We start from the raw sequence: 14,540 nt of genomic DNA, 5'->3' as shown, positions 1-14,540 counted from the left end.
TTGTAATGTCGAATATAGATCATAGGATTTGTAATCCGACTTAAAGAACAAAGGATTTTTAATCCATCAATAAATGAAGGTTGTTAATTTAAGAAAACTATTGTTTCTATGGGATTTGAATATGTGGTGAAAGATCAAGGAGCTCCCTACTTTGTGACTTTTACAGTTCACCAGTGGGTTGATGTTTTTACCAGAAAGATTTACAGTGACTTATTAATAGAAAGTATCGATTATTGTCAGCAACATAAGGGGCTGAAAGTTTATGCGTGGGTAATTATGAGTAATCACTGCCATTTCATTCTTCAGGCCGCTGATGAAAACTTAAGTGATGTGATTAGAGACTTCAAAAAATTCACATCTAAAAAGATATTTAAAGCCATCAAAGATAATCCGAAGGAGAGTAGAAGAGCATGGTTGCTGCGTGCTTTAAGTTATAAGGAGAAGATTTGGTTTTGGAAAGAAGGATATCACGGGGAAGAAATTGTGAGCTCAGATTTTTTTGAGTCCAAGCTTAATTATATTCATATGAATCCGGTTAAGGCTGGAATTGTTGAAAAGGAGGAGGACTATTTGTTAAGCAGTGCTGGGTGTTATAGTGGTTTGAGAAGTAGTTGTATTCCTATTGCTGACTATGGTTAGGCGGATTGTAAATCCGGAGATAAGGAGTTCGAGATTACAAATCTCGAACAGAAAAGGTACGACATTACAAATGTTGAACAGGAAAAAGGTGTTGACTATTCGACATTTGCAATGTCGAATAAAGATCGTAGGATTTTTAATCCGTCTATTTATAATCCGTCAATCCTGAGCTTTAATCTCTATTGCTTATTGTGGCTAAGCGGATAATAAATCCGGGGAAGAGGGTTCGAATTCCTATTGTTTACTATGGTTAGGCGGATTGTAAATCCGGAGATAGGTAGTTCTACATTGCAAATGTAGAACAGGAAATTTCAAACATCTTTGTATCCGAAGATCAATCACTCAGAATGTAAAGATGTTTTTTTATTTATAAATTAGTTTTTAGTTTCGACTTGATTAAAGTAGAAAATTCAACCAAAGAAAATGCTAAGACAAGATAAAGCTCCCTTCCTTTTCCTGGCCCTAATCGGCTTACTGACCTGGTCACTCAATAATATTATTGAAAATGCTAAGCTGTCTCCGCTTGTAGAGTATGAGTTCGCATATGAAGATGAGCATAACGGGAAGTTGATGTTTACTAATTTGTCCTCTTCAAGTAGATTAGAAAAATTGACCTTTAATTTGTGTTCTTCGGACTCAGATCAATCCACCGAAAACATCTTTTCCAAAGCCATAATTGAAGCTATTGAACCTGCTTATCTGGTTGAAAACAAAATCAAACAGAATAGTATTGGAGGTAGATGTTTTGATTTCACAATTGAAGAAATGCAGCCTAATAGTGAGTTTGTAGTACATTATGAATTTAATGCTAGTGAAGCGGAAATTTTAAAACTAAAAAGCTCTGAAGGTCAAACGGTGCGGATCGTGGAAAGTAATATGCTGACCTTTGCCATCAGAAACCAGCTGGTTTTAAATATTTTCCTTTTTGTTTCAAGTCTAGTCATTTTGTTTTTATATTTCATTGTATTACTCAATAGACCCGAGAGAACATGAAAGTTTTCCTAACAACCTTAACTTTACTATGGGCCATGCAAGCATTAGGTCAGGATATAAGAACCATACAGGTAGTTAATATTAGGGATGTACCCTTAAAATGTAAGTTATATTTTAATGGGCAGGACATGGGATATGCTTCCAACGGTGAGATCGATATTCCCTCAGAATGTAAATTTACAGATCGTCTGGACATCGTACCTGTTGACACTGAAACCTACGAGGGGCGCAAGAACCTCCCTTGCTACTCCGTTCAAAATAAGATTATCATTTATTCGCGTGGAGAGAAGATGGCAGCCTTGAAAAATGCCTTTTTTATTGATAATTGTCCTGAAGAATGCTTAGCAGAAATCGATTCCCCAGAAAAGATATCTATTTATGGTAAGGCAGCTCTGGCCTCAAATGAAATTTATAATTTAGATATTTATGCTGATTCGGTTCGAAAAGAGGCAAGAGTTAATGCCATAAAATATACTGCCTCTGCTTTGAATGTTGAAGATGGTACTTATACCGAAAACGGTTATTTGGTGCCCAATGAAAAATTGCTTGATGCACTTTCACAATATCAAGCAAGTAAAGGCTTAGCGGTGACCAAGAAAATAGATGTAAGAACACTTCAATCACTGGCAAAAGACAATTCCTTTTCAGTGCTCACCAAAGATTACAATGCTCTTTTAAATTATTTGATTGATAAGACGGAGTGATTTAATACCATATGTAGGAATCCGTAGAGTTGATCAGCTAAGACTGTGGGTAAAACTGTTTATAATTTATCGTCCTAGAATTGATTATTTTTAAGCTAAGTACATTCTAATGGTTAGTAGATACAAACACTCGCCATCTGGGACGGTAAGAGGAAAAATGTTAATTAAATTGCGCGTATAATTGTGATAACCATTGAGTTTGAATTTCTTCCACCAATATTCTTTTAATTGGCCATTCAGCTGCAAAAAAATAATTTGTCACAGTAGTTTGTCTATAGCTTAAAATCAGATTGGGTAATGCACGGCTTTTTTTAGATTTATTTCAAGATGTAAATTTTAATTTTACCTTTGCGGGTTGTTATAAAAATTCTCAACTACGAACTACGCTTTTTGCAGAAAAAGTAACCAATTCAAGTTTACCTAACAGGAAAAAATATGAAGAGCTTTCTCACTTTAAAAATTATCACATGTTTTATTTTTTTTACATGCTTAAACTTTCATACCCAAGCTCAATGGAGCCAAAAAGGAGCTGATATTGATGGGGGAGTAGCGGGTGATCGATCAGGTGAAGCCATTTCTTTTTCTGCTGATGGTAATACTTTAGCTATTGGTGCAATGAGAAATGATGCAGGAGGCGATAACTCAGGAACGGTTCGTGTATATACTTGGAATGGGAGTTCTTGGGTTCAGAAAGGAGCTAATATTGATGGTGAGGCAGCTGGTGATGGATCAGGCGGATCTGTTTCTCTTTCCTCTGATGGCAATACCATTGCAATAGGTGCAAATGCAAATAGTGCATCAGGACAATACGCAGGTCACGTGCGAGTGTATAGCTGGAATGGAAGTTCATGGGTTCAAAAAGGAGCTGATATGGATGGGGAGGCAACTTACGATAATTCAGGCCTAGCTATTTCTCTTTCTTCTGATGGCAATATTCTCGCTGTCGGTGCAACTGGAAATGATGGTAACGGCATTGGTGCAGGTCATGTACGTGTATATGTTTGGAATGGGAGTTCATGGGTTCAAAAAGGAACTGATATCGATGGAGAAGCAGCTGGCGATATGTCAGGCAAATCTGTTTTTCTTTCTTCTGATGGTAATGTGGTGGCTATTGGCGCATATAGAAATGATGGAGCAGGAGATAATGCAGGTCATGTACGCGTGTTTAGTTGGGATGGGAGTTCCTGGAGCCAAAGAGGATCTGATATTGATGGTGAAGCAGCTGGTGATGAATCAGGGACATCTGTATCTCTTTCTAATGATGGCAATACTTTGGCCATTGGTGCACCTAAAAATGAAGTAGGAAATAATACTACTGGTCATGTGCGTGTATATAATTGGAATGGAAGTTCCTGGAACCAAAGAGGAGTTGATATTGATGGAGAAGCTAATAATGATAACGCGGGCGGATCTGTTTCTCTTTCTTCTGATGGTAATACAGTTGCTATTGGTGCATGGTCAAATTCTGGAAATGGTACTGCTTCCGGCCATGTTCGCGTATATAGCTGGAATGGAAGTTCTTGGTACCAAAGAGGCCTCGATATTGATGGTGAAGCAGCATTAGACAATTCAGGTAAATCTATTTCTCTTTCTTCAGATGGTAATAGCATAGCAATTGGTGCACATCTAAATGATGACGGGGGAGATATTGCAGGTCATGTTCGTGTGTATAAAGCGATTCCCGATATTGATATTAAGCAGGGCAGTACAGATATTGCGGTTGCAACTGAATATGACTTCGGAGATGTCTATGTAAGTGCGTCTTCTTCCGATATTACCTTTACCATTGAAAATAGTGGAATAGCAGATTTGAATCTTGTAGGGACAATTGGTTCTTTTATAATCCTGGAAGGTGGAAATGCTGATCAATTTTCAATAGCACAAACAAATGTTACCGCTACTATTTCAGCAAACAGTAGTAACAGCTTTACCATTAAATTTTCTCCAACTAGCGAAGGGGTGAAAACCGCTGCAATTAAAATTACTAGTAATGACCCAGATGAAGGAATTTATACCATAAACCTTAAGGCTACGGGAGTAAAACAAAATCAAAATATTACTTTCGAAGCATTAGCTAATAAAACATACGGTGATGCTAACTTTAATCTAAACGCCACAGGAGGTGCATCAGGTAATGCGGTTACTTACTCAAGCTCAGATGCTACAGTTGCAACTGTAACAGGTAAAACAGTCACTATCGTAGGTGCTGGTACTACGGAGATCACTGCTTCCCAAGCCGGGAACGTTAATTATAATGCAGCTTCTGATGTAGTACAGACCCTTACAGTTGAAAAAGCGGATCAAATTATTACTTTCGAAGCATTAGCTAGTAAAACATACGGTGATGCCAACTTTGATTTAAACGCAATAGGAGGTGCATCAGGAAGTCCAGTCACGTATTCAAGCTCAGATGCTTCGGTTGCAACGGTTTCAGGTAATACGGTCACTATCGTAGGTGCTGGTACTACGGAGATCACGGCATCTCAAGCTGGAAATGATGATTATAATGCTGTTGACGCAGTGCAAACCCTGACCGTAACAAAAGCGGATCAAAGTGTTACTTTCGAAGCCTTAGCTAGTAAAATATACGGTGATGCCAATTTTGATTTAAACGCAACAGGAGGTGCATCAGGTAATCCGGTCACTTATTCAAGCTCAGATGCTTCAGTTGCCACTGTTTCAGGCAATACGGTCACTATCGTAGGTGCTGGTACTACGGAGATCACAGCATCTCAAACTGGAAACGATGATTATAATGCTGCTGACGCAGTACAAACCCTGACCGTAACAAAAGCGGATCAAAGCGTTATTTTCGAATCCTTAGCTAGTAAAATATACGGTGATGTCAATTTTGATTTAACCGCAACAGGCGGTGCATCAGGTAATGCGGTCACTTATTCAAGCTCAGATGCTTCGGTTGCCACTGTTTCAGGCAATACGGTCACTATCGTAGGTGCTGGTACTACGGAGATCACGGCATCTCAAGCCGGAAACGATGATTATAATGCTGCTGACGCAGTACAAACCCTGACAGTAGCAAAAGCGAATCAAAGCGTTATTTTCGAATCCTTAGCTAGTAAAATATACGGGGATGCCAATTTTGATTTAACCGCAACAGGCGGTGCTTCAGGTAATGCGGTCACTTATTCAAGTTCAGATGCTTCGGTTGCAACTGTGATAGGCAATACAGTCACTATCGTAGGTGCTGGTACTACGGAGATCACGGCATCTCAAGCCGGAAACGATGATTATAATGCTGCTGACGCAGTACAAACCCTGACAGTAGCAAAAGCGAATCAAAGCGTTACTTTCGAAGCCTTAGCTAGTAAAACATCCGGTGATGCCAATTATGATTTAACTGCAACAGCAAGCTCAGGTTTAGCTGTAACTTATACAAGCTCAGATGCTTCGGTCGCTACTGTTTCAGGCAATACGGTCACTATCGTAGGTGTCGGAACTACAGAGATTACTGCATCTCAAGTCGGAGACGATAATTATAATGCTGCTTCGGATGTAGTACAGACCCTTACAGTGGAAAAAGGGGATCAAAGCATTAGTTTCGAATCCTTAGCTAGTAAAACATATGGTGATGCCAACTTTGATTTAAACGCCACAGGAGGTGCATCAGGTAATGCGGTTACTTATTCAAGCTCAGATGCTTCGGTTGCAACTGTTGTAGGTAATACGGTCACTATCGTAGGTGCTGGTACTACGGAGATCACGGCATCTCAAGCCGGAAACGATGATTATAATGCTGCTAACGCAGTGCAAACCCTGACAGTAGTAAAAGCGAATCAAAGCGTTATTTTCGAAGCCTTAGCTAGTAAAATATACGGTGATGCCAATTTTGATTTAACCGCAATAGGAGGTGCATCAGGAAGTCCAGTCACGTATTCAAGCTCAGATGCTTCGGTTGCCACTGTTTCAGGCAATACGGTAACTATAGTAGGTGCTGGTACTACAGAGATCACGGCATCTCAAGCCGGAAATAATAATTATAATGCTGCTGACGCAGTACAAACCCTTACAGTGGAAAAAGGGGATCAAAGCGTTACTTTCGAAGCCTTAGCTAGTAAAACATCTGGTGAAGCCAATTATGATTTAACTGCAACAGCAAGCTCAGGTTTAGCAGTAACTTATACAAGCTCAGATGCTTCGGTCGCCACTGTTTCAGGCAATACGGTCACTATCGTAGGTGTCGGAACTACAGAGATTACTGCATCTCAAGTCGGAGACAATAATTATAATGCTGCTTCTGATGTAGTACAGACCCTCACAGTGGAAAAAGGGGATCAAAGCATTAGTTTCAATGCAATAGCTATCAAAAAATATGGTGATACTAATTTTGATTTAAGTGCAACGGCAAGCTCAGGTTTAGCTGTAACTTATACAAGTTCAGATGAATCTATTGCAACTGTTTCAGGTAATACGGTCACTATCGTAGGTGTTGGTCGTACAGAGATTACTGCATCTCAAGTCGGGAACGATAATTATAATGCTGCTTCGGATGTAGTGCAGACCCTTACAGTGGAAAAAGGGGATCAAAGCATTAGTTTCGAATCCTTAGCTAGTAAAACATATGGTGATGCCAACTTTGATTTAAACGCAACAGGAGGTGCATCAGGTAATGCGGTTACTTATTCAAGCTCAGATGCTTCGGTTGCAACTGTTGTAGGTAATACGGTCACTATCGTAGGTGCTGGTACTACGGAGATCACGGCATCTCAAGCTGGAAACGATGATTATAATGCTGCTTCGGTTGTAATACAGACCCTTACAGTGGAAAAAGGGGATCAAATTATTACTTTCGAAGCCTTAGCTAGTAAAATATACGGTGATGCCAATTTTGATTTAACCGCAATAGGAGGTGCATCAGGAAGTCCAGTCACGTATTCAAGCTCTGATGCTTCGGTTGCAACGGTTTCAGGCAATACGGTAACTATAGTAGGTGCTGGTTCTACAGAGATCACGGCATCTCAAGCCGGAAATGATAATTATAATGCTGCTTCGGTTGTAATACAGACCCTTACAGTGGAAAAAGGGGATCAAAGCATTAGTTTCGAAGCCTTAGCTAGTAAAACATACGGTGATGCCAACTTTGATTTAAACGCCACAGGAGGTGCATCAGGAAGTCCGGTCACGTATTCAAGCTCAGATGCTTCGGTTGCAACTGTTGTAGGTAATACGGTAACTATCATAGGTGCTGGTACTACGGAGATCACGGCATCTCAAGCTGGAAATGATGATTATAGTGCTGCTGCCGCAGTACAAACCCTGACTGTAACAAAAGCGGATCAAAGCATTACTTTTGAAGCAATAGCTAATCAATTCTTCGAAGTGGAAACTCTTACTTTATCAGCCACAGCCTCTTCAGGCTTGGGGGTTGAATATACTGTTACTTCGGGACCAGCAACTGTAGAAGCGAATTTAATTACTTTAACAGGCTTAGGATTGGTTACAATTGAGGCAAGGCAAGCAGGGAACATAAATTATTTTGCTGCGGAAGAGGTAAGTCAGTCTTTTGAGGTGGTTGCCGTTACAGCAATATCGCAAGCTGAATTTAGCTCACTTCGGTTATACCCTAACCCCTCTTCGGATATCCTGAAGTTGAAAAATATCGACAGAGCTGTGCAAAAAATTATTGTATTTAATGCAAAGGGTCAACGTATCCATCAGATAGAAAATCCTAAACAAGAAGAACAATTGATGGTCAAGAACTGGAAAACTGGAATTTATATGGTCGTAGTACGTACTGCAAATGGCCAGCAAGAAACCAAATTCATTAAAAAGTAAAAATGATAAAGTATGGGCAGCCTTTTAGGTGTCCGTACTTTATTACACATTGCTCTCTTTTTTATCTAAAATCTATATGTTTACCAAATATCACATGCCTTTAAATCCAATTTGAATTATGGTGATAAAGGCTATACCATTGGCTTAGGATATGAACGGGTAGATCCTGAATATAAAACCCATGGCGCTTATTATTTCAATAGTGATTTGGAAAATATCACGGTAAATGGTGCTACTCAGTTATTTGACAATAAGGTTAGCATTAGTAGTAATGTAGGTTTGCAAAGAGATAATTTGGATAACCAAAAAATGAACCAAATGACTCGATGGGTAGGGGCTGTGAATTTAAATTATACCCCATCTGATAAGCTCAATTTAAGCAGTAGCTATTCCAACTTTCAGACTTATACCAATATCCGCTCCCAATTTGAAGATATCAATAATCCCAATCCATTGGTACAACCAAATGATACTTTGAATTTCAGCCAGATTTCCCGAAATCTGAATTTCAATACGAATTATGTGCTACAAGCAAGAGAAGAAAAATCCGCGTCTTTAACGGCTAATTTATCAGCTCAACAGACTACTGATGAACAAGGTGGGGAAGAGTTAAATTCAGGCTCTATGTTTTATAATGGTAATTTTGGCTATGTAAGGCAATGGAAACCCTCAGAACTGAGCTTTTCAGCCTCCATGAATGTAAGCTTGCAAGAGGCCACCGATATGCAAAACCTTACAATTGGGCCCGTTCTTTCGGCTAGTAAATCACTTTTTGAGAAGCAATTGCGCTTAAGTCTTTCTTCCGCTTATAACAACAGCTATAGCAATCAGCAGTTACAAAATACGATTACAAATTGTAGGTTGAGTGCCACCTACAGCTTGAAGGAAAAACATAACTTCAGCTTCACTAATGCTTTCATCAATAGGAAAACAAGAGGAAATGAGCAGTCTGAAGGGGGCATTAGCTCAGAGTACAATGGGACACTGACATATAGCTATCAGTTATGAGATGGTACTCTTGGAACACAGGCAAAGCACGTACTAGCTCAGATTTAAAGCTCTATTCGACATTGGCAATGTCGAATGAGGTTCATAGGATTTTTAATCCGCTTATTGTAAAATGGATTATAAATCCACAGATAGTAGTTCAACATTATAAATGTCGAACAGGAACTAGCACCGTGCTGGACGGACTATTCGACATTTGTAATATCGAATATAGATCATAGGATTTGCAATCCGTCTATTCTTAAACAGTCAATTTTAAACTTTGTAAAATAATATTTCAATGGGATTTGAATATGTAGTGAAAGATCAAGGAGCTCCCTACTTTGTGACTTTTACAGTTCACCAGTGGGTTGATGTTTTTACCAGAAAGATTTACAGTGACTTATTAATAGAAAGTATCGATTATTGTCAGCAACATAAAGGACTGAAAGTTTATGCATGGGTAATTATGAGTAATCACTGCCATTTCATTCTTCAGGCCGCTGATGAAAACTTAAGTGATGTCATTAGAGACTTCAAAAAATTCACGTCTAAAAAGATATTTAAAGCCATCAAAGATAATCCGAAGGAGAGTAGAAAAGCATGGTTGCTGCGTGCTTTAAGTTATAAGGAGAAGATTTGGTTTTGGAAAGAAGGCTATCATGGGGAAGAAATTGTGAACTCAGATTTTTTTGAGTCGAAGCTTAATTATATTCATATGAATCCGGTAAAGGCTGGAATTGTTGAAAAGGAGGAGGACTATTTGTTAAGCAGTGCTGGGTGTTATAGTGGTTTGAGAAGTAGTTGTATTCCTATTGCTGACTATGCTTAGGCGGATTATAAATCTGGGGATAAGGAGTTCGAGATTACAAATCTCGAACAGAAAAGGTACGACATTACAAATGTCCAACAGGAAATAAGTTTTAATTATAAAGACTACCGATGTGGTGGCTTAAGAAAAGTGATGAGCCTAGAGGCGGGCGAATTTATCAGAAGGTTCATGCAGCATGTCCTGCCTGAGGTATTTTGCAAAATCAGGTATTTTGGCTTTATGTCCCTGTCCAACCTTAAACAGGCCAGGGAAGACTGCAACCTTATCATTAATAAAATCACCTACTTCCCTGTGCTAGAAGGGCTCAATGGCATGGAAGTTTATCGGCAATTAACAGGGAAAGACCCTGTGGAATGTCCTAAGTGTAAGGCAAAAAGCATGAAGGCAGTTCCATTACCAAAACAAAAAACACCTGGCTAGTATTAAACTGACCGACAGTTCTTTGAAAGATTGTAGCTTTAACAAGAAGCGAAAAAAGCTTCAACAGGAAAGCTACGTCTAATTAACAAACCTTCGGATGAAAATAGACGCTATCAATCATAATCAAATAGGCAAAAGCCCTGCTATCTACTGGCAGGATGTGGCCTCAGCAGCTCGAACCAACATACTATGCCCATAGTCCCATCGGCTCAGTCCAACAACGTTTTATTCATCATTCTTACTGCTCTTAAATCACATTTACAGAAATGGGGATTTTACCTTTTTTTATTTACTTTTAGAGAACGATGAATAAAACGCTATAATGTTGGCAACAAGCTAAAAAACTCGGAATTGAATTAAAAAACGAACCTGAAATTGAAAATTATGGATAGAATAACTATAAAAACATCTGTTAAAGCGGAAATTGAAAAAGTTTGGAACTGTTGGACTAAACCAGAGCATATAACAAACTGGAATTTTGCAACTGATGAATGGTCTTGCCCAAATGTAGAAAATGACCTAAAACCGAATGGAAAATTTTCTTGGAGAATGGAGGCAAAAGATGGTAGTATGGGATTTGACTTTGATGGAACATATGAAAAAATCGTTGATAAAGAACTGATTTCTTACAAAATGTCTGACGGACGAAAAGTCAATATTGAATTTATTAAAAATGACAAAGAAGTGGTTGTAAGTGAAACATTTGATGCGGAAGGAACAAATTCGGACGAACAGCAACGAGCGGGCTGGCAAGCGATTTTGGGGAATTTCAAAAAATATGTGGAATCGAAAATTGAAATGTAAAATTTGCAAAGAAAATGACAAAAATTGACCCAATAATAGCGGTTCAGAACGTTAACGAAAGTTCTAAATGGTATCAATCAGTTTTCAATTGTAAAAGAACTCACGGAGGAGATGAATTTGCAGTACTGGCAGATGAAAACAACGAGGTTTTGGTTTGCCTTCATAAATGGGGCAAACACGAACACCCAACAATGAAAAATCCAAAAATCACATCAGGAAATGGACTAATTCTATACTTTCGGACAGAAAATATGGATTTGATAAGAGAAAATTTAAGAAGATTAAAATACCCTGTAGAAGAGGAAATCCATCAAAACCCAAACTCAACAAAAATGGAATTTTCTGTGAGAGACCTAGATGGTTATTATTTAACGATAACGGAATTTCATAAATACGAAGGATGAACCGAACAAAGCCAGTTGCCAACAATGTATAAGAATAATAGCCGAAATAGTAGTAAATTCAAGGGTGTAGCCCGCTTCAACTTTTGTGTGTCTTGACAGGAATGAAGCCCGCAGTTGGCTACTATTATTATACTAACCGTTGGAGGTAATTAAATATAAACAAATGAATCCGAAAGTAGATTGGTTTTTCGATAAGGACACAAATTGGCAAAAGGAATATAAAACCCTTCGAACTCTTGTTTTAGACTGTGGATTAACTGAAGAGTTAAAGTGGGGAGTGCCATGTTATACATTCCAAGAAAATAATATTGTACTCATTCATGGTTTTAAAGACTATTGTGCTCTACTTTTTCATAAAGGAGTCTTGCTAGACGATCCCGAAAAATTGCTCATACAACAAACCGAAAATGTTCAATCAGCTCGACAAATGCGATTCACTGATGTCAAAGGAATTAACAAACTAGAGTTAATTATCAAAGCATACATTTTTGAAGCTATTGAAGTAGAAAAAGCTGGAGTGGAAGTAAAAATGAAAAAGACTTCCGAATTTGAAATGCCAGAAGAACTTAATCAAGCTTTTGAAAATAATTCTGAGCTAAAAACTGCCTTTTATGAATTGACACCTGGCAGACAAAGAGGTTATTTGCTTTTTTTCTCACAAGCCAAACAATCAAAAACACGTGCATCAAGAATTGAAAAGTCAATGCCAAAAATATTTGCGGGAAAAGGATTGAATGATTGACAAATACATTTAAGTTAAGGTTACAACTATCACCAATGCCATACCATAAAAACTATTTTTATAAAATAAATAATCGGAGTATAATTACAACAGTTTATTTAACAAGAGAAAAACATGAAATCTAAAAATCCAGCTGTTTGGTTCGAAATATATGTAGACGACCTAAAAAGAGCGCAAGAATTTTATGAAGAAGTCCTTAACTTAAAGTTAAATGAATTACCAACACCAAAAGATGTTCAAGGTGAAATGAAAATGATGGCCTTCCCAATGGATATGAATGGAGAGGGAGCAAGTGGTACATTGGTAAAAATGAAAGGTTTTGATGCAGGTAATAATTCTACCATAGTATATTTTCAAAGCGAAGATTGTGCAATTGAAGAAAGGAAAATTAGTAGTGCCGGTGGTCAAGTATTTAAATCAAAACAATCTTTGGGGGAATATGGGTTTATGATTTTGGCTATTGATACTGAAGGAAATATGTTTGGCGTGCATTCTCAAAAATAAAAGGCAAAGAATAATAAAGATCACCATGAAAAATGGATTCATTTCAATTTCCATTGAATAAGCCACTGACGCAAAATCTCATTGAACGAATGCTAGCCTATGACTGCTCAAGAATTTATTGCTACTCTAAAAATAATTAGCAAAGAATATCCAAAAGGTATTCCTAAAAGGGAGATTTTTTCTCTTTCCAAAGAATTTCAATACATGCCAGTCAAAGAGGTTTTGAAACTGATTAGAAAAAAAAATTCCGATTACCGACTTGGAGCAATTTCAATTTTAGATTGGAAGGCTCGAAATAAAAAGACTACACCAGAGGAGAAGTACAAAATTTACACGGGCTACATTGAAAATCATGAATATATTGATGATTGGGGAATGGTAGACAGAGCAGCGCCTTATGTAGTTGGTGGTTATCTGTACGATAAGGACCGAAAGCCATTATATGAATTAGCGGAATCCACTAATCCAATGGAACGAAGAACTTCTATTGTAAGTACTTATTACTTCATTAGGAAAAATGAAATAGAGGACACATTCAAGATTGCTGAATTGTTAGTTAATGACACCGAACATTTTGTGCAAACGGCTGTAGGTAGCTGGGTTAGAGAAGCAGGAAAAAGAGATGAAAAGAGATTGAAAGCCTTTTTGAAAGACCATGCTGCAACTATACCGAGAGTCACTTTAAGACTCGCAATTGAAAAGTTTGACCTTGAAACACGAAAATACTATTTGGGTTTATGCAAACAGAAATAATGAAAAAAACTACCGCCAACAACTAAGCATTCGTGTGGTCGGAACGACCGCACATGAATGCTAGGTTGAGCGAATCAGAGGCTGGCAAGAACTGTAGCCTTCCTTATGGGTACATTCAAGTATTGGGAGTGAGTTTCAATGCTCAAATGCGGCCACTTCTAAGCTGACAGCATAATCATATCAGGTTTTTCGAGCACTCATACCGAGTCATTTTGATTTTAGCAGACATGAAAAAACTGCTATTTAGAGCATTTTATGACTTTTTGAGCATAGTTCTTCCGCTACGATTAGAGCCGTTTCATTTTTTAGTGTTCCTGTAGTGTTTTGAGCCAGTGCTTTGGCGGCCCTCTTTGGTCGAATACGGCCACGGTCTGTAGCTTTCCTTTTTTACAAGTAGGGCAGATTCCCAGGCATGTATCCCTAAACTCGAGGATTACAATTTCCAGTTTGCCAATTTGTGCCTCTAAGATCGCTTTGCATTTCTTTTTGCATCCTCTCGACAAAATGACTCGTTGGGAAGGAGCACTGAATCTCAACTATACACCTTTTGAAAAGCCCAATTTGAAGACTTCAATAATCCCAATCCATTGGTGCAGCCGAGCGATACTTTAAATTTCTCCCAGATTTCTGAGAATCTCAATTTCAATGCGAACTAAGTTTTAAAAGCAACAGAGGAAAAGTCATCTTTTTTAATGGCTAATTTGTCTGCGCAGCAAACGACCGATGAGCAAAGGGGTGAAGTACAAAATTCAGGGGCTAGATTTTATAATGGTAACCTTGGTTATGTAAGGCAATGGAAACCCTCAGAACTGAGGTTTTCAGCCTCCATGAATGTAAGCTTGCAAGAGGCCACCGATATGCAAAACCTAACAGTAGGACCTGTTTTTTTCCGCCACCAAATCATTATTCGAGAAGCAATTGCGCTTAAGTCTTTCTTCCGCTTATAACAACAGCTATAGCAATCA

General features: G+C 38.3%; 12 protein-coding genes and 2 pseudogenes. 13 read left to right on the top strand and 1 reads right to left on the bottom strand.

Translation table 11 applies throughout. The features are described from left to right. Positions 1-108 precede the first annotated feature (108 nt). The 12 genes and pseudogenes from Q3Y49_RS02175 to Q3Y49_RS02120 all read left to right on the top strand — a co-directional run bounded on the left by Q3Y49_RS02175 (position 109) and on the right by Q3Y49_RS02120 (position 13,575). Entirely contained in the window at positions 109-639 is a 531-nt protein-coding gene (locus Q3Y49_RS02175) for an REP-associated tyrosine transposase (RefSeq protein WP_303270588.1), read from the top strand. A gap of 423 nt (positions 640-1,062) precedes the next feature. Next, positions 1,063-1,632, top strand: coding sequence for a hypothetical protein (locus Q3Y49_RS02170; protein ID WP_303270587.1), 570 nt, complete (start codon positions 1,063-1,065; stop codon positions 1,630-1,632). Then, the gene (locus Q3Y49_RS02165; protein WP_303270586.1) at positions 1,629-2,336 is read left to right on the top strand and encodes a hypothetical protein; all 708 of its coding nucleotides are present in this window, start codon (positions 1,629-1,631) and stop codon (positions 2,334-2,336) included. The genes Q3Y49_RS02170 and Q3Y49_RS02165 overlap by 4 nt, the downstream gene beginning before the upstream one ends. A gap of 435 nt (positions 2,337-2,771) precedes the next feature. Continuing rightward, positions 2,772-8,129, top strand: coding sequence for a choice-of-anchor D domain-containing protein (locus tag Q3Y49_RS02160; RefSeq protein ID WP_303270584.1), 5,358 nt, complete (start codon positions 2,772-2,774; stop codon positions 8,127-8,129). A gap of 111 nt (positions 8,130-8,240) precedes the next feature. Next, positions 8,241-9,137 carry a hypothetical protein gene (locus Q3Y49_RS02155; protein WP_303270583.1) on the top strand — a complete coding sequence of 299 codons (897 nt, stop codon included), beginning with the start codon at positions 8,241-8,243 and terminating at the stop codon, positions 9,135-9,137. 280 nt (positions 9,138-9,417) lie between these two features. Beyond that, positions 9,418-9,948, top strand: a complete 531-nt coding sequence (locus Q3Y49_RS02150) for an REP-associated tyrosine transposase (RefSeq protein ID WP_303270582.1) — start codon at positions 9,418-9,420, stop codon at positions 9,946-9,948. Positions 9,949-10,029: 81 nt separating this feature from the next. Continuing rightward, a pseudogene (locus Q3Y49_RS02145) lies at positions 10,030-10,368 on the top strand (transposase); the annotation flags it as partial. Positions 10,369-10,752: 384 nt separating this feature from the next. Further along, on the top strand, positions 10,753-11,172 hold the full coding sequence (locus tag Q3Y49_RS02140) for an SRPBCC family protein (protein ID WP_303270581.1): 420 nt from the start codon (positions 10,753-10,755) through the stop codon (positions 11,170-11,172). A 14-nt stretch (positions 11,173-11,186) separates the two neighbouring features. Further along, entirely contained in the window at positions 11,187-11,576 is a 390-nt protein-coding gene (locus Q3Y49_RS02135; RefSeq protein WP_303270580.1) for a VOC family protein, read from the top strand. Between the two features lie 163 nt (positions 11,577-11,739). After that, positions 11,740-12,318: a YdeI/OmpD-associated family protein gene (locus Q3Y49_RS02130; RefSeq protein ID WP_303270579.1), complete on the top strand. Its 579-nt coding sequence runs from the start codon at positions 11,740-11,742 to the stop codon at positions 12,316-12,318. A gap of 114 nt (positions 12,319-12,432) precedes the next feature. After that, complete coding sequence (locus Q3Y49_RS02125; protein ID WP_303270577.1) at positions 12,433-12,822, top strand: VOC family protein; 390 nt, start codon at positions 12,433-12,435, stop codon at positions 12,820-12,822. A gap of 99 nt (positions 12,823-12,921) precedes the next feature. Next, positions 12,922-13,575 (top strand): DNA alkylation repair protein, encoded by a 654-nt coding sequence (locus tag Q3Y49_RS02120; protein ID WP_303270575.1) that lies wholly within the window; start codon positions 12,922-12,924, stop codon positions 13,573-13,575. A 305-nt stretch (positions 13,576-13,880) separates the two neighbouring features. Here Q3Y49_RS02120 and Q3Y49_RS18800 read toward each other — a convergent pair. Further along, positions 13,881-14,081 (bottom strand): annotated as a pseudogene (locus Q3Y49_RS18800) (IS91 family transposase); the annotation flags it as partial. A gap of 186 nt (positions 14,082-14,267) precedes the next feature. On the opposite strand from Q3Y49_RS18800, the gene Q3Y49_RS02115 reads away from it, so the two are divergent. Further along, on the top strand, positions 14,268-14,522 hold the full coding sequence (locus tag Q3Y49_RS02115; RefSeq protein ID WP_303270574.1) for a hypothetical protein: 255 nt from the start codon (positions 14,268-14,270) through the stop codon (positions 14,520-14,522). Positions 14,523-14,540: the final 18 nt, after the last annotated feature.

Source organism: Marivirga harenae (assembly GCF_030534335.1).
Taxonomy (GTDB): Bacteria; Bacteroidota; Bacteroidia; order Cytophagales; family Cyclobacteriaceae; genus Marivirga; species Marivirga harenae.
The sequence above is the reverse complement of the archived record's forward strand: the minus strand, read 5'-3'. Positions and strand labels throughout refer to the sequence as shown.